We start from the raw sequence: 22,763 nt of genomic DNA, 5'->3' as shown, positions 1-22,763 counted from the left end.
TCGTGTCCGAGGGGCGTTGTCGTGTCCGGGGCCGGGGCGGGTTTCAGAGCAGGCAGTCGGCGGTGGTGAGGACGGCGCGGGTCTGGTGGGCGAGTTGCTCCTGGACGGGCACCCAGCGGGTGCCGAAGCGGTGGCGCAGCCGGTCGAGGCTGTCGGCGACGACGGTGCGGGCGCGGTCGCGGGCGGCCTCGACGCCGGGGCCGCGGGTGTCGGCGAGCAGCCGCAGCAGGATCGACGCGACCCGCAGCGGTACGCGGGCGGCGACCAGTCCGGCGGTGGTCACCCGGGAGGCGGTGAGCGGTTCGGCGCCCCAGCGCTCCAGCCACTCCTCGGCCACCCGCGGGGCGACCGCCAGGCTGGACTCGGCGGTGCGCAGCAGCGGGCCGTACGCCTCGTGGCCGGGCGCCCCGGGCCGGTGCGCGCGGACGGTCGGGAGCAGGGCGGTGAGGTCCGCGGCGCGTGTGGTGAGGTCGCGGGCGGCGGCCGCGAGGGCCTGCGGGCCGGCCGGGTGGCGGTGGGCGTCGCCGACCGCGTCGACGGCCCACATCGGGACCTCCAGCACCGCGGAGACCGCGCCGTACCGGGCCGCGTACGACCAGGTGGACAGCTCGGGCTCGTCCGGCAGGGCCCGGGAGCCGCCGGCGCCCGGAGACGGCATCAGGTAGGTGCCCGGGTCCGGGCTGGGCCAGCCGATCGCGTCGTAGGAGTCCACGTCGAGCGGCACGCCGGCCCGTTGCGCGGAGCGGGCGAAGCGCCCGGCCAGGCCCGGGACGGGGCGGGTGAGCTGGGCGAACGCGCCGCCGAAGTCCACCCCGTGCAGCGAGCACTGGAGGAACGGGCGCAGTTCGTCGATCAGTCCGGTCAGCGCCAGGCTCTCCGGCATCGGCGGGCGGCCGGAGCCGGGGGCGGGCAGCAGCTCGGGCTGCTCCTCGAAGGAGGGGCGGAAGAAGTGCTCGTAGTGGCGCCGCATGGTGAGCGGGCCGTCCAGCCAGCCGGCGTTGAGCGCGGCGCCGTCGGGGTCGAGGCAGAGCAGCAGGTGCCAGGAGAGTCCGGGGCGGGCGGGGCGGTCGAGCAGCACCTCGGCGAGCCGGACGGTCCCGGCGGTGCCGATCGGTTCGTTGGGGTGCGGGCCGCCGACCACCAGGACGGCCCGCGGGCCGCGGTCCACGGAGAGCAGCAGCAGCGGGCGGCCGGCCCGGGAGCGGCCCACCTCGCGCAGCCGGCAGCGGTCCGGGTGCCGCAGGGCGAGCCGCCGTGCGGCGGACTCGGCCTGGGCCGGCGTCGGGTAGCGGGCCGGCCGGGTGTCGAGGGTCCGGAGCGGGCGGATCCGCCGACCGGTGTCGGTCATGGTTCTCCTTGCGCCGGTCGTACGGCCGCCGGGGCGCGGGCGTGCGGGTGCGCCGCCGGGCACGGCGTGCGGGCGGGGGAGGGGGACGGGGCTGGGCGTGGCACCGCGGGCCGGGAACGGCGGCCGTGCGGGGACGGACGGGGCCGTCCGTGGGCGGCCCGTGGGGAGGGAGAGGCGTGCCGGCCGGAAAACCGACGAGGGCCGAGCGTACGACTCAACTTCCTTGTCCGGAAGGGGTGCAGATGTCTTTGGCGGAGCCCTGTCAGTACCGCACGGGCCGTCCGGGCGTGTCAACGGCGGACGGGACCGGCCGGCGGGCGCCCACCGCGCGTGCCGGGGCGGGCACCAGCGGGCTCGGGAGGCCACCGGTGGGCACCGGTGGACACCGGCGGGTGCGGGCGGAGACCGGCCCGTCCGGGGTCGCGCCGGAGCGCGGAGGACCCGTGATCCGGGGCAGACGGCCCGTTCCCCGGATTGGGCTACCCTTGAGGGTCACCCCTCCCGTGCCGACTCGCGGCACCGAATCACGTCGTAAGGGTTCCTAGTACATGACTGTCGAATCGGTCTTCCCACGCCTGGAGGCCCTCCTCCCGCACGTCCAGAAGCCGATCCAGTACGTCGGCGGCGAGCTGAACTCGACCGTCAAGGACTGGGACGCCTGCGACGTCCGCTGGGCGCTGATGTACCCCGACGCCTACGAGGTCGGGCTGCCCAACCAGGGCGTCATGATCCTCTACGAGGTGCTGAACGAGCGTGAGGGTGTGCTCGCCGAGCGCACCTACAGCGTCTGGCCGGACCTCGAGGCGCTGATGCGCGAGCACCACGTCCCGCAGTTCACCGTGGACGCCCACCGCCCGGTGAAGGCCTTCGACGTGTTCGGCCTGTCGTTCTCCACCGAGCTCGGCTACACGAACATGCTGACCGCGCTCGACCTGGCCGGCATCCCGCTGGAGGCCAAGGACCGCACCATCGACGACCCGATCGTCCTGGCCGGCGGCCACGCGGCCTTCAACCCGGAGCCGATCGCGGACTTCATCGACTGCGCCGTGGTCGGCGACGGCGAGCAGGCCGTCCTCGACATCACGGAGATCATCCGCGGCTGGAAGGCCGAGGGCCGCCCGGGCGGCCGGGACGAGCTGCTGCTGCGCCTGGCCCGCACCGGCGGGGTCTACGTCCCCAAGTTCTACGACGTGGAGTACCTGGCCGACGGCCGGATCGGCCGCGTCGTGCCGAACGCCCCCGGCGTGCCGTGGCGGGTGTCCAAGCACACCGTGATGGACCTCGACGAGTGGCCGTACCCGAAGCAGCCGCTGGTCCCGCTCGCCGAGACCGTGCACGAGCGGATGTCCGTGGAGATCTTCCGCGGCTGCACCCGCGGCTGCCGCTTCTGCCAGGCCGGCATGATCACGCGCCCCGTGCGGGAGCGAAGCATCACCGGCATCGGCGAGATGGTGGAGCGCGGGCTGAAGGCGACCGGCTTCGAGGAGGTCGGCCTGCTGTCGCTGTCCAGCGCCGACCACACCGAGATCGGCGACATCGCCAAGGGCCTGGCGGACCGCTACACCGAGGACAAGATCGGCCTGTCGCTGCCGTCCACCCGCGTCGACGCCTTCAACATCGACCTCGCCAACGAGCTGTCCCGCAACGGGCGCCGCTCGGGCCTCACCTTCGCCCCCGAGGGCGGCAGCGAGCGCATGCGCAAGGTCATCAACAAGATGGTGTCGGAGGAGGACCTGATCCGCACCGTCGCCACCGCGTACGGCAACGGCTGGCGCCAGGTGAAGCTGTACTTCATGTGCGGCCTGCCCACCGAGACCGACGAGGACGTGCTCCAGATCGGCGAGATGGCGAAGAACGTCATCCAGAAGGGCCGCGAGGTCACCGGCCAGAACGACATCCGCTGCACCGTCTCCATCGGCGGGTTCGTGCCCAAGCCGCACACCCCGTTCCAGTGGGCCCCGCAGCTGTCCGCCGAGGCCACCGACGCCCGCCTGGCCAAGCTGCGCGACTCCATCCGCGGCGACCGCAAGTACGGCAAGAACATCGGCTACCGCTACCACGACGGCAAGCCGGGCATCGTCGAGGGCCTGCTCTCCCGCGGCGACCGCCGGGTCGGCGCGATCATCCGCGAGGTCTACGAGGACGGCGGCCGCTTCGACGGCTGGCGCGAGTACTTCTCCTACGACCGCTGGATGGCCTGCGCCGAGAAGGGCCTGGCCGGCACCGGCGTCGACGTCGACTGGTACACCACCCGCGAGCGCACCTACGAGGAGGTGCTGCCCTGGGACCACCTGGACAGCGGCCTCGACAAGGACTGGCTCTGGGAGGACTGGCAGGACGCCCTGGAGGAGGTCGAGGTCGACGACTGCCGCTGGACCCCGTGCTTCGACTGCGGCGTGTGCCCCCAGATGGACACGGCCATACAAATCGGCCCGACGGGCAAGAAGATGCTGCCGCTGACGGTCGTCAACGCCACTGGCCAGCAGGGTTAACCAGAGGCATGGGGGACACGCTCGGCGAGCTGTGTGACGTATTTCACAGCCTCTCGGAGGGTGAACGACAGCTCGTCCTGGGCGCGCTCGGTGTGACGCGCGCCCCGGGCGGGCCCGCCCCGGCCCCACGGGAGGCCCGGCAGAGGGGCCGGAAGACCCCCCTGCCCGCCGCCCGGAGCGCCCCGGACATCGAGTCCTCCATCGAGTGGGTCTGACCCGCTGAGGCCACGCCCAGAGCCCTCCCCGATCCTGTCGGGGAGGGCTCCTGCGTTCGATGGAGTGCTGAACGCCTTCGAGTGATGGCCGGTGGCTGTCAGCTACCTCTGATGAGTGACAGGTGCCCGGCGGCCGACTTGGACAGGCTCTCCAGGATGGCCCCGCCCTTTTCGGCGGTACCGAGGGACGGGCGGCCGATGATGCCGTTGTCGGTGTAGCCGGCCATGCCCAGCGTGAGGAGGTGGGGGCGTTCCGGGGCGTCGTGGTCGTCGCCCTCGATGCCCTCGCGGACGAGGTGGGGGGCGCCGTGGAGGAGGAGCGAGACCTCCAACTCGCCGCCGTGCATGTCCTCGCCGCCGCTGCTCTCCAGGGCTGCGGCCTCGCGGGCCTGGTGCCAGTCCTCGCGGACCGGGAAGAGGGCGACGCGTGGGCCCTCGGTGTTGGCCTCCTGGACCACGTTGGAGAGGACGTAGTTCCCGCCGTGCCCGTTCACGATCAGCAGGCCGGGGACGCCGGACGCCTGGAGTGACCTCCATGTGTCGTTGATCACGGCGTAGAGCGTGGCGGCGCTGATGCTCACGGTGCCCGCCATGTGGGCGTGCTCGTGCGAGCAGGACAGGGTGACGGGCGGCAGGAGGAACAGGTCGTAGTCGGTGGCGATCCGGTGGGCGATCAGGCTGGCGACGACGGTGTCGGTGATCAGGGGCAGGTGATCGCCGTGCTGCTCGAAGCTGCCGACCGGCAGCACGGCGATCTTGGCGCCGCGCCGGCGTTCGTCTGCGGAGGTGGCGGCCGTGATCAGTGCGTCCATGGGCCCAGCCTCTCCCATCGGACCGTCAGTGGTCGAGAGGGCTCCCACTGCCCATCAGCGCCAGGCGGCGGGTGAACGTGGCCACTTCGGGCACGGCACTCCACCGCTGGAGGGCCTTACCCGCGGCGGTCAGCTCGGACATCGCGCGCGCCGACTCGGTGTCGACGGCGATGGACAGTGCTCGGTCGGCCGCGGTGGCCGCCTGCTCCGGCTCGCCGGACACGGCATAGGCGCGGGCAAGTCGGGAGAGGTAGACACCCTGGTCGTTGCGGTAGACCGGCGGCAGGACCTGGAGTTCCGCCTCCAACATGCCCACCGCTGTGTGCGGGTCGCCGAGTTCGATCAGGCAGTTCGCACGCTGCATCTCGATGTAGGTCGGTGTGCAGTACGCCAGATCAAGGGCATCGTCGGCGTGTGAGTCATCCGGCGCGGCGGCGATCTCGTGAGCCTCGTCGAACTTCGCCTGCGCAAAGCGCGGGTTGCCCATCAGCGCGTGACCCTGTGCTTCCTGCTGCGCCGCCAGCGCCCGGATCCGGTGGGTGGCCCCGACCGACCGCTGGGCCGCGCGGGCAAGGCTGACGGCCTTCTGGGCGTTGCGCTGGGCGGTGGCCTGGTTGCTCTTCCGGAAGAGTACGTAGGCGGCCATCACGTCGTCGCCGGCCTCCTGCGCCCATTCCATTGCGCGGTCCGACCAGAACAGGGCTCGGTCGAAGTCCCCGAGGTCCTGGTTCAACCAGCCCAGGAACTCCGCGGTACGAGTGCCGATGGTGAGGAGTTCCTCGCGGTCGCGGCCCCCGATGGCCTGCTGGAGACGGTCGAGCAGTTGGAGGTGTCGTGTCACGGCGTCGAGCGCGTGGCGGGAGCCGAGCAGGTTCGCGGCCTTGTAGTGGCCGGGCATCACACCGCGCAGGTGGCTGACGAAGAACTCGGGGTCGATCGGGGCGCTGAGGCCTTGTCCGCTGTCGGCAGGCTCAGGCGGGCGGCGGCGGGGATGCTGGACCGGGGCCTCCAGCTCCCATGACCGAGAAGCCAAGCCGAGCAGGCGGCCCGGAATGTGAAGGCCGTCGGCGATCCGCTCAATCAGATCGATCTTCTCGATCCTGCGCTTGCCGGACAGGACCTCACCGACCCGGCTTGGTGTCATGTCACAGGCGCGAGCGATGAGCGATGGGTAGATCCCCGCCAGTTTGAGCAACCGGAACACGGCGGCGAAGTCTCGTCTTCGACACGCAGTGATCATCTCCGGGTTGGACAGCAGGCTCGCGGGGAGCCGGTCCGGTACGCGAGCCTCGGTCACCTTTGCCCCCGCTGTCGATCAGCAGCCGCTGCAAGCAAGTTGATTACCTGTGAGTTTACCCACAGTGGGCAACCAGCTTGGGTACGAAGTCCGCATTCCCTCTCGGCAACCTGGCACCAAGGGCCGGGACGTTCGGGTTCGGGCCGCCCATTGGGCATCGGGAGGCGGTGCACGTGACCAGCTCGGGAGACCCCCGCGACGGCTCCGAACCCTACAAGCCGGGCAACGGGATACCAGCGTTCGAGGTGCGACTCGCGCGGCACAGGCGGTCCGCGACGGTGGCCAGGAGCCACCTGCGTGACTTCCTCCAGAGCATCCCGGGCGGCACGGCCCTCATGGGCGACGGCCAACTGGTGCTCGGTGAACTGGTGGCCAACGCGGTGGTGCACGCGCGAGTTTCGCCCGGGCGCGAGATCGCTGTCCGGTTCGAGATGGCGTGCGACCAGTTGCGGATCGAGGTGCACGACGCGAGCAGCGAGAAGCCCGCGATCCGGTGTGCCGCCGACCCGGGCGACGTCTCGGGGCGTGGGCTGCACCTGGTGGAAGCCCTGTCCCTGGAGTGGGGCTTCGAGCCCCGCCCTGAAGGTGTCGGAAAGATCGTTTGGGCCCTGGTGGGCCCGGAAGGCGGTGTGGAATGAGCAGGCGGCCCTCCGGGACGGCGACGCGGTGCTTCTACTGCGGCGCGGGGCTGAGGAAGGCGCTGACCCGAAGCATCGTGGTGAACGGGCAGACGGTTGGTGTCCACAGGTGGCACCCGCGTCGGGCGGGGGAGGTGTCGGGGAAGTGACGCCGATTGGAGTCCCTGATACACCGGAGCTGGCCGCCCCGTACCCCTTCCCGGTGGTCCTGGAAGTCCAAGGCCTCATGGAGCCCGAGCACTTCGGCAAGCTGCCGGAGGCGATGGCGGCGCTCCTGACGGTGGTCGGCACGCTTCCGCTCAGCCCGGACCAGCAGGACTACTTCGTCGAGCTGTTCGGGCCGTCGGAGGAGCAGGCGATCGGGCGACGACTCGCGACGCACGGAGAGGTGCGGGCCCTGGCCTTCCTCGACCTGACCCCGACCGTGGTCCGCCTGTACCCCACCGACCCCGGGACAGCCCAGTGATCCGGCATCTGCGGGCCCGATGGGACCGGCTCTCGACCTGGTGGCTGCTGGACGGCCAGTTCACCTGGCCGGTGCGGGCCGTCTCGCCGAGCCGGCGGGCCGCGCACCGCGACGCGTTGGCGTGGTACGCGGAGCCCGACTTCTCCGAAGACCAGCGGTTGCAGCTCATGCGGCGGATCTGGCGGGAGAAGACCGGTGTTGACGATCCGCTGCTCGACCTGACCGAGGCGGAGCTGTTCCGGCGGATCTTCGACTGCGAGCAGCCGACGCGGGACCGCACCTGACCTGATCAGGGACAACTGAAGACGTGCCGGACCACCCCGGAACCTTGGCGGGAGAGGGGTGGTCCGGTGGGTCGGAACCCGATGCCGATGGTATCGGGCTCCTCGGCATGCCAGTGCGTGGACGGCCGGTTCAGTTCTTGACCAGGGGAGTTGAAGCACAGTTGGACGGGGACGACGACTTCGGTGCGGAGTTGGCGGCGAGCCTCGACCCTGACTCGTGGGTGTGGCTGTCGGGAGTGGACTACGCCGCCGGCTGGAGGGCCGCGCGGCAGACGGCGGATGAGGTGAACACCCTGTTGGCAGCATGCGGCGTGGATCGATCGCACTTGCGGGCGATCGCCGACACCGATGCTCAGGGTGGGGCGCTGGTCCGCCTTGAGGGCATCCTGGAGGGCTGGATGAGCCTCAAGGAACTGCTTTGCTTGGCGGCCAACGTCCGTGGCGAACTGACGTGACAAGGGCCAGTACAGGCACCCCACCTGCACTCGTCATTCACTCCCGACCGGGGTCTGGTGCTGAGGGGTGGGAGGTGGATTGTTCACCCCCTCTTCACAAGCACAGGCGTTTCGAGACCGGGCGTGACCTGCGGATCAGCCACCCTGCCGGTTTCCGGCCCATCTCGCCGCCAGTGCCCGCGATTGACCGCAAATGTACTGCCGAATCTGGCGCGCGAGTGGCGTGGGTCGACCGTCCCGCGAACAACAGACCGAGCGCGGGCAGGCGTCCAACAAGACCACCCTGCGACTGCTGACCTAGGGCGAACGTCTTCATCCTTATCAGTGTGCCGTGCTTGCAGCGAGAGCCCGCTGACAAGGCACGCAGGGGCTGCCCCCGCAGTGCGGCATGACATCCCCCACCGGAATTTGTCAAGTCACTAGCGGCCGCCACATCCACCTGTCAAAGTGTGAACATGTTGCGCATGATCTCCAAGTCCGCTGCTGTGGCCTCGCACCCAGTCGGGGGAATTTCTGAACTGACGACCAAGCTTCCTGCAACCTATCAGCCCATTGTCACGCCACTGGTGGCGCAGCAAGCGAAGCTTTTCGGGATTCCGGAGTCATCGATACGAACGTCAGAGCGATTCTCGAATTCGCGAGGTCGATACGTAATTGACGATGGCACCATCGATGCCGAGGTTTACACATTCGGCAGCGTTCTGATCGTTATCCAAATGCTGGAAAACGTGCGCCGACGACAGCGTCGAAACGAAGATGGGGGAGGCATTACCGTAACGGAAGAGAAAGATCTTGGAATTCGAGTAACCTATGGAATGCCATCGGTCGAAGACCCCGACCTGGGTGAATTTGAAAACCTTATCAAGAAACTCTGGGGAGTTGACCTAAAGGAGGCCCCGCAGCCATCTCGACGAATTAGGGAGATTGCGCAAGGATCCCCCAATGGAACGAAGCCCCCAACCCCGCAAGAGCTGAATGCAGCGAACATCCTTTCGGATAAGTCCACGCGCATGCTCGCCATTGCCATAAAGTCATCAAGTGGGCTTCTGTTGGGTGACGCCGCCAAGCAGATCCCCCCTAAGGAGAGGGGAAGGATCGATGAAATTGTGCAACTCTTGATCGACAATGAGATAGTCGAGACCGAGGTCGTGGTCATCTGCAGCAAGACCTCAGCCCAAGTGAGCCGAATCAGTTCTGCCGATTCCCTGGCAGAGCTAGACAGGATCGGCATTCGCTGTGCTTGCGGCAGGCCCTTGTCGACCGAGAAGCAAGAAAAGGCACTCAGTGTCACAGGTTTCGGGCGATCAGTGCTCGACAGTAGTACCTGGCTCTCGATTCTCGTGCTGCAGCAACTTATTGATTTCGGTATCCCGATTACGCATATCAGGATGGAGCAGGAATATTCTGGTGAAGAAGTCGACTGCATGGCAGAGATCTACGGGCGCCTCGTACTCTTCGAACTCAAGGACAAGGAGTTCAACCTAGGCAACGCCTACTCCTTCGGGGCCAAGGTGGGCATTTTTCAGCCAGAACTTCCGGTTATCGTAACAACTGAGAAGGTTGGCAACGATGCCCGCGAGCACTTCGTTCGTTCAGCAATGAGCACCAGGCGCAACAGGTATTCCGCAATCGGCGAATCTGTGAATCCTGGCGAGATGAAGTTCATTGAGGGTCTTGGTCAACTTAGAGGCGGCATCGAGGATGTAATTACTGAGATTGCAATCTCGACATTCTCTCCGATCTTGCAGTCGGCCCTCTCTATCGGAAACGCAAACCCTGCGTCAATTCTTTCCTCGTGGGCCGGGGTGAAGTGAGCGCCAGGGTGGCGGAGCGGTTTTGGCCGGTGTCCTGCCTGGTTTGGGGTCGAGCGTGATCGGGGGGCCGTAAGCTGTTGCGACTCGGTCAGGGCTTCTGGGCCTGACCGCAATTTGGCCGAGTGGCCCCCCGTTCTTGCTCGACTCGGGTCCCGAGCCTGGGAGGTGGGTAAAACCGCGGAGCTGCCCGCCCCCAGCCCCGGCGGGCTCTAACCTCGGCATCCCTCCCGGCCGCACGCCCAACGTGCGCGGCCGGCCGCCGCCGGAGCGGGGCGCAAGACAGGAGCGACGGCGAGCGGCAGGGCCGCGCGCTGGCGCGCTGTGCGCGCCCTTGAGTAAGTGAAGAAGAGTTGCGACAGCCCCCGTGCCCGATGTGGACATGGGGGCTTCGGTGTGTTCGGGGTGGTTAGCGGGAGGCCTTGGCGCGCTTGGGTTTGTGGGCGTCGATGGCGTAGGTGAGGGCGGTGGTTTCGGCGCCGAGGCGGGTCTCTTCGAGGATGAGGGGGAGGCCGGTGGCCTGGTCGCAGGTGATGCGGTACGCGATCAGGAGGACGGCAGCTTCAGAGAGTTGGAGGGCTTCGCGCTCGTCGGGCTGGGGGACCCGGGCGCTGACCCGCTCGCGCCAGGTGAGGTCGCGGCCGGCGGCGGCGAGCGCCGCGTAGGCCTCGGTCGGGGTGGCGGTGGGCTGTTGGGCGAGCGGGGTGGCCTCGATGCGCTCCATGGGGAGCAGGAGGCGGTGGAGGGCGCGGCCGTTGCCGGTGGGGTCGGCGAGGAGGCGGTCGCAGCCGAGCATCAGTTCGTCCTGGTCCATCTCCAGCAGCGGTGCGGTGACGGCGTCGGTGCGGGTGCGGTAGACCGTGGGTTTCTCGGCGTGGTCGAACCAGGCGTCGACGGGCGTTGAGAAGGTGTCGCCCTGGGCGGTGATGGTCCGGTTCAGGCTGCTGCTCGGGCCGTGGACGGCGGCGCGGACGAAGGTGCCGCGGCCTTGCTTCACGTCCAACTGGCCCTCGCTGCGGAGGGCGGCGACGGCGAGCCTGACGGTGGGGCGGGAGACGCCGTAGGTCTCGGCGAGATCGGTTTCGGTGGGCAGCTGGGTGCCGGGGGGCCATTCGCCGGTGGCGATCGACTGTCGCATCGCCGCCGCCACCTGCTTGTGCAGTGCCTCGTTCCGAATGATCGCCATGGTGTTGACCCCTTGGTGCGGACGCCGGGGAACGGGCCCGCTTCGCGTGTGCCGTGTCGTTTTCGAGGGTTCGTCTGTGGTCGTTTGCCCTGGTCGGGCGGCATCTCTAGGTCTGTCATCAGTTGCTAGCCGTTAAACGTAAGCATGAATTGCTTGCGTCGGGGCGTCAAGGAGGAGCATCATCGAGGCGCCAAAGGTAAGTACGTTTGACGACTGATGTCATGCGGCCCTTGGTGCCAGAGGAGTGTGCGCTCATGCAGTCCATTCCCGTGGACGGAACCCGGCTCGGCGCGATGACCTGCATCGTTGCCCCCGAAGCGCGGATCGCGAACCGCGAGACCGGGGAGATCAGGAAGGACCGGGAGGGCCAGACCGTCTACACGGTCGGGGTCGCGGTCCGGCAGGACGGCCGGCGGGCCTCGATCATCGAGATCAGCGTGTCCGGCGAACCGGTCGGCGTCGTGGAGGGCGTGCGGGTGCACGTCACCGGCCTGACGGCCTTCTCCTGGGCGATGGGGGACCGGCACGGCCTGTCCTTCCGGGCCGACGCCATCACCCCGGTTCCGGTTGCCGTCCCGGCTCCGGCGGCCTCCCGCAAGGGCGGCGACGCCTGATGAGCGGCGCGACCCGCGTGAAGCTGCGCGGCCTGCTGCGTGAACTCGGCGACCTGGCCGAAGAGGTCGACCCGTTCGGGCGGGACGACGAGGGGGCTCAGCTTTTCGACCACATCGCCGGCATCGCTACCAAGGTTGCCGGTCAGGCCCGTGACCTGGAGACCGTGGCCCACAACACGGCGGTGGAGAACGGGGGACGGCTGTGATCGTCCTTCAACTGCTCTGGGTGGCGATGCTGGCAACGGTGCTCATCGCGCTCAGCATGGCCCCGGTGCTGAGGCGCAGCCACCCCTACCTCTGGTGGCACCTGTTCGGCTACCCGGCGACCGTGATCCGAGTCCGGGTGACGTGGCGGCGTCTGACCACGAACCTCGGCCTCGCCGTGGCCAAGCGTCCTGGACGGGCCCGAGTCGGGGACTTGATGGTCCGCGGGGATCCGCTGCGGCCGACTCCGCCCCGTCTGGGCGTGGCGAACTGCCGGCGGGGCGGCGTCGACGTGCGGGTGCGGCTTCACCCCGGGCAGGTGCCCGAGCACTTCGCCGAGGCCCTCGACGCGCTCACCCATGCCTGGCGGGTGCACGCGGTACGGCTGGTCGCGGACGAGCGCGGGTTCGTCACCCTCTCGGCGCTCGCCTGGGACCCGCTGATCACGCCGGTGGCGCCGTACCGGTTGAAGCAGAGGCTGCTGCGGGCGGTGGTCGGGCTGTTGGAGGACGGCCGGGCCTGGACGATCGACCTGCGGCGAGCGCCGCACTGGCTGATCGTCGGCGCGACCCGCTCCGGGAAGTCCACCCTCATCGCCGCGCTGGTGAAGGAACTCGCCCCGCAACGCGTCGCCCTGTTCGGCATCGACCTCAAGGGCGGCATGGAGCTGTCCCTGTTCGAGGACCGGCTGTCGGCTCTGGCGGCCACCCGGGCGGAAGCCGCCCACCTGCTCGCGGAGCTGGTCGCGGAGACCGAAGCCCGGATGCAGCTGTGCCGCTCGGTCGGGGCCCGGTCCGTCTGGGACCTGCCGCCGAAGCTTCGCAAGATGCCGGTCGTCGTCATCGTGGACGAGGTAGCGGAGCTGTACCTGGTGGCGACCAGGGACGACAAGGCGGAGGTGGGAGAGATCTCCACCAACCTGCTCCGGCTCGCCCAGCTCGGTGCCGCTCTGGGCGTCCACCTGGTGGTCGCGGGACAACGGGTCGGCTCCGACCTCGGGCCCGGGGTGACCGCCTTGCGGGCCCAGTTGGCCGGCCGGGTCTGCCACCGGGTGAACGATGCGGGGACGGCGGAGATGGTGCTCGGCGATCTCGACAAGGATGCCCTGGCCGCTGCTCAGCAGATCACCGCCGCTGAGCAGGGCGTCGCCATCACGGTTGGCGCCGACGGCCGGTGGACCCGCGCCCGGTCCGTCCACGTCACCCCCGAACAGGCACGCCGAGCGGCAAGGAAGCACGCCCGGCTGGCTCCGTCCTGGCCCGGCCTCCACACGGCGGACGAGCCGAACGAAGGGGTCTACATCTGATGGCCGCCGCTCTCATCCTGACCGCCGTCCTGGCCCTCGTCACCTACCTCCTGGTCCGCTCCGGCGAACTCAAGATCTGGCACGTCGTCCTCGTCGGCGTCCTCGGGATCTACCTCGACCGCATCGGCTGGGCCGACCCCGTCGTCTACGCGGTGACCTGGCTCGTCCAGGGACTCACCCACACCACCTGAGAGGCGTGATCACGTGCCAACCCGACCAGCCACCCAGCCCGCCCGTCCCACCGCCGCCCCCGGCCGCGCCACCGCATGCCTGGCCCGGCCGGGGCCCGGCAGACCCTGGCCCTGGAGACATCCACCATGACCGCCAGTACCAACCCGTACACCGACCCCACCGCACGCCGCGCCCTCCTCGACCGGGAGGCGCGGCTGTGCCAACTGCCGCCGACAGAACGTGACTTCGTCCGCCTCGGTGAGATGCCGGACCTGAGCCGCTGGCTGGAGCAGATCCGTACCACCGGTGGCTGTGCCGAACCGGTCTACCTCGCGGGGCACACCACCATGGTCGACCCCGACACCGGCGAAGTCCTGCGCCACTACTCGACCGCCACCGAACCCGGTGGCCGGCTTGCCGTCCGCTGCCGCAACCGGCGGGCCTCCCGCTGCGCGCCCTGCTCCTGGGAGCACAGCGGCGACACCTTCCACCTGGTCCGCTCCGGCCTGGTCGGCGGCAAGGGTGTCCCGGAAACGGTACGGACGCACCCGCGGTTGTTCGTCACCCTGACCGCGCCATCGTTCGGGCCGGTGCACCGGGCGGGCGACTGCCACCCGGCTCGGCGTCGACGGTGTGAGCACAACGGCCGCCAAGGCTGCGGTCGAACCCACCTGGAGGCTGACCCGCTCGTCGGGCAACCGCTCTGCGCGGACTGCTACGACTACCCTGGGCACGTCCTGTGGAACGCCATGGCCCCGGCCCTGTGGAAGGCCTTCCGCGACAACCTGTACCACCACCTCGCCACCGGGGCGGGCGTCGGCCGCTCAGAGGTGCGCACCCTGGTCAGGGTCTCCACCGCCAAGGTCGCCGAGTACCAGAAGCGTGGCGCCGTCCACTTCCACGCCGTCATCAGACTCGACGGCCCGGACGGTCCCACTACTCCGCCTCCGCCGTGGGCAGCAGAAGACCTCCTGCTGGAGGCCGTCCGCTCGGCGGCCGCTGCCGTGGCGCTCCCGGGTCCCGACTTGATGGCCTCCGGCGGTGGACGGCTCGGCTTCGGCGCTCAGCTGGATGTGCACCCCCTTATAAAGGGAGGTGGCGGGCACATCTCGGACGATGCCGTGGCGGCCTACGTCGCCAAGTACACGAGCAAGAGTGTGGAGGCCGCCGGCGCTGTCGACCGTCGCATCGAGTCTCTGGCGGAGATACAGGCCCTGCGGGTCAGCCCGCACGTCCGCGCCCTCATCGCCACTGCCTGGCGCCTCGGCGGCCTGCCCGAACTTCAGCACCTGCGGCTTCGGGCCTGGGCCCACATGCTCGGGTACCGGGGGCACTGCCTGACCAAGACGCGGGCCTACTCCACTACATATGGGCAGCTCAGAGCCGCCCGCGCCGAACACGCCTGCGGCCTGTACGCGGACTGGGACGACGGGACCGTGGCCGAAGGTGCCTGGCGCTTCGTCGGAACCGGGCACACCCCGGCCGAAGCGCTCATCGCTGCCGGCATCGCCGAAGACCTCGCCACCAACCGGGAGATCGTCCGCGCGGAGCAGGCAGGGGAGAGACCGTGACGACCAAGCAGGCGGGGGCCGGAGCAGCGGCGAGTCCGTGCGAGGCAGCACCGGCACCGTTGCGCCCGATGGTGCTCCGGGCCCTGGTCATCGAGAGCGAGATCGTCATCGTGGACGCCGACGGGCACGAGGAGCCGTACGACTCGGCCAAGCACTGACGGTTAGCAGCCCCCGCCGTGATGACGGGGGCTGCCGCCGTCAGAGCTTGCTCGCGAAGTCGTCCTCCTTCACGATCAGCCGGTCGCGGTAGTCCTTAGGGATCAGGAGCCGCAGTTTGATCGCGGGAGCCCGCTGACCCTGGACCTTGGTCCGGGTGACCTCGCAGCGGACGCCCACCCTCAGGAGGTCCGCCGCCATGGCCTCGGTACCGCCGTCCTCCCACTGCTGCCGGAACGTCTTCCCGTTGGTCACGTTCACCCACCGATCCTCGGTGGTCTCGGGGTCGATCTCCCCGAGTTCGGTGATCAGCTTGTCCAGCGTCTGCTCCGCCTGCTCGCGCGTGAACCTGGTCTTGGCGTACCGGCCGCCGGGTTCCAGTTCCTTCATGTAGTAGGAGACGGACTCCTCAAGCTGCGCCACATGGGCGCGTGCTTCTGCGCCTCGTGCGTACTCGCGCACCTGCACGGGCTCGTCGCCGAGGACCGACAGCACGTCGAGGACGAGCTTGGCGTTGATCGCGTCGGGGTTGGTGGCGCCCAGGCCACCGCCCTTGCAGCCCTGGCACCGCAGGTACTCGTACACCCGGTCCTTGACGCGGTTCCGCTGCTCCAACATGTTCGTCTTGCAGTCGACGCAGATGAAGACCCCGAGGAACCGCGTGGCTCCACCGGGCCGGCGCTGGGGCTGGTTCTTGCTGCGTTTGTCGAGATCCGCTTGGAGCTCGTTGAACTCCTCGTCGGCGAAGACGGCCTCCGCGACCCTGATGGGCTTCCCGGCCTTGTCCAGGACGAGCTTGGACCGGCGGGCGCCGCCCTTCTTCTCCTCTTCTACTCGGTAGCCCATCAAGGCGGGGTTGCGGAGCTGGCGGAGGAGGGTCGTGGCCGTGAGGCCGTCGCTGGCGAGACCCGCGCGCTTGAGCAGCTTGACCATGCGGGTGGCGGAGACGTCCCGGCGGGCCAAGCGTCGGCACCAGTGCAGGGCCTTGTGGGCGTCGGCATCGATGGCGAGGATGACGTTCCCGTTCTCGTCCTCGGCGGTTGTGTAGCCGAAGGCCGGCTTGCCGACCAGCCAGGCGGACTGGGTCTTGGCGTAGTCCCAGAGGCTCGCGACCCGGGTGCTCGTGTTGGTGGCCTCGATCTCCGCGATGCCGCCGATCAGCGTCACCAGGATCTTGCCGACGACCGTGGTCAGGTCGATCGAGTCGTGCTTGGAGACCAGGTTCTTCCCGTACTTCAACGCCCAGTCGATCATCGTGTGCAGGTCGGACAGCCGTCGGATGAACCGGTCGAGCTTCCAGAACAGCAGCACGTCGAACTTCGGCGCCCGGTTGTTCAGCCAGTCGCCCAGCTGCTTCCGCTTCCACGGGGGCACTTTGGTGGCGGACACGTTCAGGTCGCTGGCGACGCCGACCACGCGGCACCCCCGGTTCAGGGCCTCGCGGCGGAGGTCGAGCTCCTGGCGGACGGGGGAGGTGGTGTCCTCCGTCAGTACGGACAGCCGGACCGAGAGCAGGGCCCGGGGCGCGTCCGCCGGAAGGGCGGCCTCGGCTCTCATCAGGTCCGCCAGCAGTGCCAGATCTGCGGCGGTCCACTCGGCCTCGACCGTGTACGCCTTCTGCTGCGCGGCGCGTGTCGTACGGGTGCGCTTCGCCATGCCGGTGACCCCTTCGACGGTTTTGGGACTGCCTCTATCTAGCCCCAGATGGACACCCAGATCCAGATCGGCCCCACCGGCAAGAAGATGCTCCCCCTGACGGTCGTCAACAAGTAGCGCACGTCACACCCGCGACCCCCGGCCGGACTGATTCGGCCGGGGGTCGCGGCGTGCCGGGGACCGGTGGCTGACCAGGGGCGGAGCGAGGGGGGTGGCGGGGCGCGTACCCTTTGAGGTGACAGAGTCCGGACAGTGGCGGGAAGACGCCACGCCGGACGGGGACAACTGACTAAGGACTGAGCGACCCTGGCACGCCGTACGCCCGACGGTCCGCCGCCCGCGCCGACGGTGCAGCGGATTCGTCTCCGCTACACCAAGCGCGGCCGGCTCCGCTTCACCAGCCACCGCGACTTCCAGCGCGCTTTCGAGCGCGCCCTGCGCCGGTCCGCCGTTCCGATGGCCTATTCGGCCGGCTTCACCCCGCACCCGAAGGTCTCCTACGCGAACGCGGCCCCGACCGGGGTGGCGAGCGAGGCGGAGTACCTGGAGATCGGCCTGGCCGCTGTCCGTGACCCCGAGCAGCTGCGGGCGCAGCTGGACGAGTCGCTGCCGACGGGCCTGGACGTGATCGACGCGGTCGAGGTGCGGACGCCGAACTTCGTGGAGCGCCTGGAGGCCTCCGAGTGGCTGCTCCGGCTGGACGGTGTCGAGCCCGACGCGGCCGCCGACGCGGTCGCGCGCTTCCTCGCCGCCGAGCGGGTCGAGGTCGAGCGCCGCACCAAGAACGGCCTGCGGGTCTTCGACGCGCGGGGCGCGGTGGCGGCGCTGGAAGCCGTCCCGGCCCAGGTCGAGGCCGGTGCGGACGCCGGGGCCGGAACCGACCGCGATGTTCGGACCGGCCGTCCCTGTGCGATACTGCGCCTGGTAGTACGACACGCCACACCAGCCGTACGACCCGACGACGTATTGTCCGGTCTCCGTGTGACGGCCGACCTGGCGCCGCCGGTCCCCGCAGAGGTGACCAGGCTGGCGCAGGGGCCGCTCGACGAGGAGTCCGGCACGGTGACCGACCCGCTGGCGCTCGACCGCGCAGCGGCCCCGGTCGGCTCGGAGCCGGCAGCAGGGCCGCACGCTACCGCGTCCGCCTAGCGGGGGGAGGCCGGGCCCAGTGCCTCACTGGGCCCGACGGTCCTCCAGGGTTCCCGCGGCTCCCCAGGGGAGCGAGCGTCGTCGCAGCGCAGGCCTGCCAACCGGGGCCTGCCGACCAGGAAGGTCGGCCGGTCCGGGACCCCGTCCGGGAGCCACCCGGGGTTGGGGGACGGCGCAGCTTGGGAAAACCTCAGAAGACTGGTCAGACCAGAAGACTTTCGACACCCCGCCGTGTGCGGGGCGCCGAGCGAGACTACGAGCCCCTGTGCGGCCTCGCGTCCGCGCGGCGGCACCGTTCCAAGGGTCCGGTCCAGGCATCGTCGTGATGCCGGCCGCCCAGCGGTGCCGTGCCGTGCCCGGATGCGGAGCCCGGGGGCCTGACGGGAGATCCACCCGCATGCTCGATAACACCGATCCGCAGCAGACTGCGGCCACGGAACAGAACGAAACCGCCGCGACCGGTGGTGAGGGCGCGTCCGCCGCACCGCCGCGCCGTCGCCGCCGCGCGGTGTCCCGCCCGGCGGGTACCCCGCAGGGTGCGGCCGCCGACGCGGCCGAGACGGTGGTGCCGGCCGAGGCCCCCGCGGCCGCCCCGGCTCCGGCCGTGGAGCCGACGGCCGAGCCGGCCGCCGAGAAGCCCGTCCGGGCCCGCCGTACCCGTAAGCGCGCCGAGGCCCCGGCCGGGGCGCCGGAGGCCACCCCGATCGTGGTGACCGCGCCGGAGGCCGTCGAGTCCCCGGTGGCCGAGGTCCCCGTGAAGGCCGCGAAGGCCTCGAAGACCACCAGGGCCGCCAAGGCCGCGAAGGCGGAGACCGCCGAGCCGACGGCCGAGCCGGCCGCCGAGAAGCCCGTCCGGGCCCGTCGTACCCGCAAGCGCGCCGAGGCGCCCGCCGGTGCCCCCGTGGCCGAGGCCGCGGCCCCCGTCGTCGAGGCGCCGGCCGTCGAGACCCCCGCCGTGGAGGCCCCCGCCGCCGAGCCGGTGGCCGAGGAGGCCCCGGCCGCTCCGGCCCGCCGCCCCCGCCGCCGTCGCGTGGTCGAGGCCGCGCCGGTCGTCGAGGCCCCGGTGGCGGAGCCCGCCGCCGAGGAGCCGCAGGCCGAGGAGCCCGCCGTCGCGGAGGAGCCCGAGGAGGAGGCCGTCGAGGCCCCCGCCGCCGCGCCGGCCGCCCGGCCCGCCGCTGCCGCCCCGGCCGCCGAGGTCGAGCCGCCCCACCGGGTGCGCCGCCGTGCGGTCCGCCCGGCCACCGCCGTCTTCCAGGCGCCGGTGTTCCAGGAGCCCGCCGCCTTCGTCGCGCCGTCCGCTCAGGCGGCACCGGCCGCGCCGTCCGCTCCGGTGGCGCAGGCCGCTCCGCAGCAGCCCGCCGCCGCCCCGGCGAAGGCCGAGGCTCCGGCCGCGGCCCCGGTGCAGGCCGGGCGCGAGGAGGAGGACGACGAGTTCGAGTACAGCGGTGTCGGCCGTCGCCGCCGGGTCCGCACCCGGGTCGAGCCGACCCGTCGCAAGTCGGGTGCCCAGGCTCCGGTGAAGGCCGCCGCGAAGGCCGCCAAGGCCGCGGCGAAGGCGCCGGTCGCGGCGCCCGTCGTCGAGGTCCCGGTCGTCGAGGCGCCCGCCGTCGAGGCCCCCGCCGCCGGTCCGGAGACCGAGGACGAGTGGGAGGACGGCCGTCCGTCGCGCCGTCGCCGCCGGGGCGGTCGCCGCCGTCGCCGCGGTGAGGCCGAGGAGTTCGAGGCCGCCGAGGCCGTCGAGACCGAGCAGTCCGTCGAGGAGTCGGCCGAGGCCGTCGCCGAGGAGGAGGGCGAGGAGGACGACGACCTGGCCGCCGGCCTGTCCTCGTCGCGCCGTCGCCGTCGCCGTCGCCGCCGCAGCGGTGAGGCCGGCGCCGTCGAGACCGCCGAGACCACCGAGGACGGCGTCCGTACGGTGGTGAAGGTGCGCGAGCCGCGCCGCCGCTCCACCGAGCCGTCGTTCGACCCGGACGAGGTGCAGTCCATCAAGGGCTCGACCCGTCTGGAGGCCAAGAAGCAGCGCCGCCGCGAGGGCCGCGAGCTGGGCCGCCGCCGGGTGCCGATCATCACCGAGGCCGAGTTCCTGGCCCGCCGCGAGTCGGTCGAGCGCGTCATGGTGGTGCGCCAGAGCGGCCAGCGGACCCAGATCGGCGTCCTCGAGGACGGCGTGCTGGTCGAGCACTACGTCAACAAGGAGCAGGCCACCTCGTACGTCGGCAACGTCTACCTGGGCAAGGTCCAGAACGTGCTGCCGTCGATGGAGGCCGCCTTCGTCGACATCGGCAAGGGCCGCAACGCGGTGCTGTACGCCGGCGAGGTCAACTTCGGCGCGCTGGGCCACGGCGGCCCGCGCCGGATCGAGTCGGTGCTGAAGTCCGGCCAGTCCGTGCTGGTGCAGGTCTCCAAGGACCCGATCGGCCACAAGGGCGCCCGCCTGACCAGCCAGATCTCGCTGCCCGGCCGCTACCTGGTGTACGTGCCCGAGGGCTCGATGACCGGCATCTCGCGCAAGCTCCCGGAGAACGAGCGCGCCCGGCTGAAGCAGATCCTCAAGAAGATCGTCCCGGACGACGCGGGCGTCATCGTGCGCACCGCCGCCGAGGGCGCCTCCGAGGAGGAGCTGACCCGCGACGTCCAGCGCCTCCAGCAGCAGTGGGAGGACATCCAGAAGAAGGCCGCGACCGGCAACGCCCCGGCGCTGCTGTACGGCGAGCCGGACATGACCGTCCGGGTCGTCCGCGACATCTTCAACGAGGACTTCACCAAGGTCATCGTCTCCGGCGACGAGGCGTGGAAGACCATCCACGAGTACGTCTCCAACGTGGCCCCGGACCTCGCCGAGCGGCTCCAGCGGTGGACCTCCGAGGTGGACGTGTTCGCCACCTACCGGATCGACGAGCAGCTGATGAAGGCGCTGGACCGCAAGGTCTGGCTGCCCAGCGGCGGTTCGCTGGTGATCGACCGCACCGAGGCGATGGTCGTCATCGACGTCAACACCGGGAAGTTCGTCGGCCAAGGCGGCAACCTGGAGGAGACGGTCACCCGGAACAACATCGAGGCGGCCGAGGAGATCGTGCGCCAGCTGCGGCTGCGCGACCTCGGCGGCATCATCGTGATCGACTTCATCGACATGGTGCTGGAGTCCAACCGCGACCTGGTGCTGCGCCGCCTGCTGGAGTGCCTGGGCCGGGACCGGACCAAGCACCAGGTGGCCGAGGTCACCTCGCTGGGCCTGGTCCAGATGACCCGCAAGCGGGTCGGCCAGGGCCTGCTGGAGTCCTTCTCCGAGCCGTGCGTGCACTGCAACGGCCGCGGCGTGATCGTCCACATGGAGCAGCCGAGCGCCCACGTCCACACCCCCGTGGTGGCGGGCGAGGCCGGTGCGGGCAGCGGCAAGCGCCGTCGCCGGGGCAAGGGCGGCGCGGGCCACGAGGAGCCGCAGGCCGTCGAGGCCGCGGTGGCCGTGGCGGCCGAGCCGGTCGCGGTGGAGGCCTTCGCCGAGCCGGCCGAGCCGGTGCGCGAGGAGATCGAGGGCCAGCTGGCCCTGGAGGTCCCGGGCGTCGAGGCCCCGGCCGAGGCGGCTCCCGCCATCCCGGCCCCGGTCGTTGAGGCTCCCGTGGCGGAGGCCCCGGCCGCCGCTCCGGCGGGCCGTCCGCGCCGCCGCGCGGTGCGCAAGGCGACCGCTCCGGCGGGCTCCCCGGGCACCGCCGAGATCGTGGTGCTCCAGGCCAAGGCCGAGGCGGCGCTGGAGGCGGCCCTGGAGGCCGCCGCCCCGGCGGTCGCGGAAGCCGCGGCCGAGGCCGTCACCGAGGCGCCGGGTGAGCCGGTCGTGGCCGCGGAGGCCGCGGTCGTCGCCGAGGCTCCGGAGGCCGTCGAGGCACCGGAGACCGCCGAGGCCGTCGAGGCCGCCGCCGAGGAGGCGCCGGCGCCGAAGAAGCGGGCCGCCCGCAAGACCGCCGCGAAGAAGACCGCCGCCAAGAAGACCACCACGGCGGCCAAGAAGACCACCGCCCGCAAGACCGCCACCAAGCGGACGAGCGCGGCGGCCAAGAAGGCCGCGGCCGCCGAGGGTGATACGGCGTCCGAGTAGTGCCCACGCCCCGGGGCGGGAGTGATCCCGCCCCGGGCCGTACGGGCCGGTTTGCCCCCCGGGCGGCCGGTCCGTATTCTTGACCATCGGCGTGTCTACGCCATTGCTCCCGAGCACATCACCTTCCCGAGGTCACCGCGTTCGCGCGGAGGGCCGGGGAGAGGCTCCTGTGTCCGTACCCAGGTGGCTGGCGTCGGGGGTTCCGACCGAGCAAGGAAAGCAGGTACCGCATGTACGCGATCGTTCGCGCAGGCGGCCGCCAGCACAAGGTCGCCGTCGGCGACGTGCTGGAGATCGACCGTATCGAGGCCAAGCCGGGTGACTCGGTCGAGCTCTCGACCATCCTCGTCGTCGACGGTGACGCTGTCACCTCCGACCCGTGGGTCCTGGCCGGCGTGAAGGCTCACGCCGAGGTGGTCGACCAGACCAAGGGTGACAAGATCGTCATCCTGCGTTACAAGAACAAGACCGGCTACCGCCGCCGTCAGGGTCACCGTCAGCAGCACACCGCGGTGCGCATCACCAGCATCGACTCGGTCAGCAAGTAAGGGGATAGCGAAAAATGGCACACAAGAAGGGCGCAAGCTCTACTCGTAACGGCCGTGACTCGAACGCCCAGCGCCTCGGCGTGAAGCGCTTCGGTGGCCAGGTCGTCTCCGCCGGCGAGATCCTCGTCCGCCAGCGCGGCACCCACTTCCACCCGGGTGCCGGTGTCGGCCGCGGTGGCGACGACACCCTGTTCGCGCTGACCGCCGGTGCGGTGCAGTTCGGCACCCGTCGTGGCCGCAAGGTCGTCAACATCGTGGCCGTCGAGGCCTGAGTCCCCGCGGACTCCCGAGTCT

General features: G+C 70.6%; 21 protein-coding genes. 16 read left to right on the top strand and 5 right to left on the bottom strand.

The annotated features are described in order from the left end of the window. Positions 1 to 43 precede the first annotated feature (43 nt). Positions 44 to 1,348: a M14 family zinc carboxypeptidase gene (locus ACFVU7_RS03665; protein WP_388044106.1), complete on the bottom strand. Its 1,305-nt coding sequence runs from the start codon at positions 1,346 to 1,348 to the stop codon at positions 44 to 46. A gap of 548 nt (positions 1,349 to 1,896) precedes the next feature. Between ACFVU7_RS03665 and ACFVU7_RS03660 the strand changes: the two genes are divergently transcribed. Then, entirely contained in the window at positions 1,897 to 3,840 is a 1,944-nt protein-coding gene (locus ACFVU7_RS03660; protein ID WP_388044104.1) for a TIGR03960 family B12-binding radical SAM protein, read from the top strand. A gap of 313 nt (positions 3,841 to 4,153) precedes the next feature. Here the strand turns inward: ACFVU7_RS03660 and ACFVU7_RS03655 are convergent, their stop codons facing one another. After that, complete coding sequence (locus ACFVU7_RS03655) at positions 4,154 to 4,867, bottom strand: creatininase family protein (RefSeq protein WP_388044102.1); 714 nt, start codon at positions 4,865 to 4,867, stop codon at positions 4,154 to 4,156. 25 nt (positions 4,868 to 4,892) lie between these two features. After that, entirely contained in the window at positions 4,893 to 6,164 is a 1,272-nt protein-coding gene (locus ACFVU7_RS03650; RefSeq protein WP_388044100.1) for a hypothetical protein, read from the bottom strand. Positions 6,165 to 6,337: 173 nt separating this feature from the next. On the opposite strand from ACFVU7_RS03650, the gene ACFVU7_RS03645 reads away from it, so the two are divergent. The 5 genes from ACFVU7_RS03645 to ACFVU7_RS03625 all read left to right on the top strand — a co-directional run bounded on the left by ACFVU7_RS03645 (position 6,338) and on the right by ACFVU7_RS03625 (position 9,821). Continuing rightward, a complete protein-coding gene (locus ACFVU7_RS03645) occupies positions 6,338 to 6,802 on the top strand; it encodes an ATP-binding protein (RefSeq protein WP_388044098.1) in 465 nt (154 codons plus the stop codon). 145 nt (positions 6,803 to 6,947) lie between these two features. Further along, positions 6,948 to 7,268 carry a hypothetical protein gene (locus tag ACFVU7_RS03640; protein ID WP_388044096.1) on the top strand — a complete coding sequence of 107 codons (321 nt, stop codon included), beginning with the start codon at positions 6,948 to 6,950 and terminating at the stop codon, positions 7,266 to 7,268. Continuing rightward, on the top strand, positions 7,265 to 7,552 hold the full coding sequence (locus ACFVU7_RS03635) for a hypothetical protein (RefSeq protein ID WP_388044094.1): 288 nt from the start codon (positions 7,265 to 7,267) through the stop codon (positions 7,550 to 7,552). Before ACFVU7_RS03640 ends, ACFVU7_RS03635 begins: the two co-directional genes overlap by 4 nt. Positions 7,553 to 7,713: 161 nt before the next feature. After that, positions 7,714 to 8,007, top strand: coding sequence for a hypothetical protein (locus tag ACFVU7_RS03630; protein ID WP_388044092.1), 294 nt, complete (start codon positions 7,714 to 7,716; stop codon positions 8,005 to 8,007). Positions 8,008 to 8,471: 464 nt separating this feature from the next. Continuing rightward, the gene (locus ACFVU7_RS03625; RefSeq protein WP_388044090.1) at positions 8,472 to 9,821 is read left to right on the top strand and encodes a hypothetical protein; all 1,350 of its coding nucleotides are present in this window, start codon (positions 8,472 to 8,474) and stop codon (positions 9,819 to 9,821) included. A 406-nt stretch (positions 9,822 to 10,227) separates the two neighbouring features. Here the strand turns inward: ACFVU7_RS03625 and ACFVU7_RS03620 are convergent, their stop codons facing one another. After that, positions 10,228 to 11,004 (bottom strand): GntR family transcriptional regulator, encoded by a 777-nt coding sequence (locus ACFVU7_RS03620; protein ID WP_388044087.1) that lies wholly within the window; start codon positions 11,002 to 11,004, stop codon positions 10,228 to 10,230. Positions 11,005 to 11,258: 254 nt separating this feature from the next. On the opposite strand from ACFVU7_RS03620, the gene ACFVU7_RS03615 reads away from it, so the two are divergent. The 6 genes from ACFVU7_RS03615 to ACFVU7_RS03590 all read left to right on the top strand — a co-directional run bounded on the left by ACFVU7_RS03615 (position 11,259) and on the right by ACFVU7_RS03590 (position 15,028). Then, positions 11,259 to 11,618 carry a hypothetical protein gene (locus ACFVU7_RS03615; RefSeq protein WP_074000700.1) on the top strand — a complete coding sequence of 120 codons (360 nt, stop codon included), beginning with the start codon at positions 11,259 to 11,261 and terminating at the stop codon, positions 11,616 to 11,618. Beyond that, positions 11,618 to 11,824, top strand: a complete 207-nt coding sequence (locus ACFVU7_RS03610) for a hypothetical protein (protein ID WP_074000701.1) — start codon at positions 11,618 to 11,620, stop codon at positions 11,822 to 11,824. Before ACFVU7_RS03615 ends, ACFVU7_RS03610 begins: the two co-directional genes overlap by 1 nt. Beyond that, entirely contained in the window at positions 11,821 to 13,128 is a 1,308-nt protein-coding gene (locus ACFVU7_RS03605; RefSeq protein ID WP_388044082.1) for an FtsK/SpoIIIE domain-containing protein, read from the top strand. The genes ACFVU7_RS03610 and ACFVU7_RS03605 overlap by 4 nt, the downstream gene beginning before the upstream one ends. After that, on the top strand, positions 13,128 to 13,319 hold the full coding sequence (locus tag ACFVU7_RS03600; protein ID WP_074000702.1) for a hypothetical protein: 192 nt from the start codon (positions 13,128 to 13,130) through the stop codon (positions 13,317 to 13,319). The genes ACFVU7_RS03605 and ACFVU7_RS03600 overlap by 1 nt, the downstream gene beginning before the upstream one ends. 126 nt (positions 13,320 to 13,445) lie before the next feature. Beyond that, positions 13,446 to 14,870 (top strand): replication initiator, encoded by a 1,425-nt coding sequence (locus ACFVU7_RS03595; protein WP_388044080.1) that lies wholly within the window; start codon positions 13,446 to 13,448, stop codon positions 14,868 to 14,870. Then, entirely contained in the window at positions 14,867 to 15,028 is a 162-nt protein-coding gene (locus ACFVU7_RS03590; RefSeq protein WP_359819946.1) for a hypothetical protein, read from the top strand. Before ACFVU7_RS03595 ends, ACFVU7_RS03590 begins: the two co-directional genes overlap by 4 nt. Positions 15,029 to 15,068: 40 nt before the next feature. Here ACFVU7_RS03590 and ACFVU7_RS03585 read toward each other — a convergent pair whose 3' ends face one another. Further along, positions 15,069 to 16,682 carry a recombinase family protein gene (locus ACFVU7_RS03585; protein WP_388044078.1) on the bottom strand — a complete coding sequence of 538 codons (1,614 nt, stop codon included), beginning with the start codon at positions 16,680 to 16,682 and terminating at the stop codon, positions 15,069 to 15,071. A 348-nt stretch (positions 16,683 to 17,030) separates the two neighbouring features. Between ACFVU7_RS03585 and ACFVU7_RS03580 the strand changes: the two genes are divergently transcribed. From ACFVU7_RS03580 to rpmA, 4 genes are all read left to right on the top strand, one after another. Next, positions 17,031 to 17,831, top strand: coding sequence for a TIGR03936 family radical SAM-associated protein (locus tag ACFVU7_RS03580; protein WP_049659422.1), 801 nt, complete (start codon positions 17,031 to 17,033; stop codon positions 17,829 to 17,831). Positions 17,832 to 18,228: 397 nt separating this feature from the next. Further along, positions 18,229 to 21,921 carry a ribonuclease E/G gene (locus ACFVU7_RS03575; protein WP_388044076.1) on the top strand — a complete coding sequence of 1,231 codons (3,693 nt, stop codon included), beginning with the start codon at positions 18,229 to 18,231 and terminating at the stop codon, positions 21,919 to 21,921. 230 nt (positions 21,922 to 22,151) lie between these two features. Beyond that, positions 22,152 to 22,469 carry a 50S ribosomal protein L21 gene (gene rplU, locus ACFVU7_RS03570; RefSeq protein WP_045696828.1) on the top strand — a complete coding sequence of 106 codons (318 nt, stop codon included), beginning with the start codon at positions 22,152 to 22,154 and terminating at the stop codon, positions 22,467 to 22,469. Between the two features lie 14 nt (positions 22,470 to 22,483). Further along, the gene (rpmA, locus tag ACFVU7_RS03565; protein ID WP_030309712.1) at positions 22,484 to 22,741 is read left to right on the top strand and encodes a 50S ribosomal protein L27; all 258 of its coding nucleotides are present in this window, start codon (positions 22,484 to 22,486) and stop codon (positions 22,739 to 22,741) included. Positions 22,742 to 22,763: the final 22 nt, after the last annotated feature.

The organism is Kitasatospora sp. NPDC058046, from assembly GCF_042885595.1.
GTDB lineage: Bacteria > Actinomycetota > Actinomycetes > Streptomycetales > Streptomycetaceae > Kitasatospora.
This window is presented reverse-complemented; position numbering and strand designations above follow the sequence as displayed.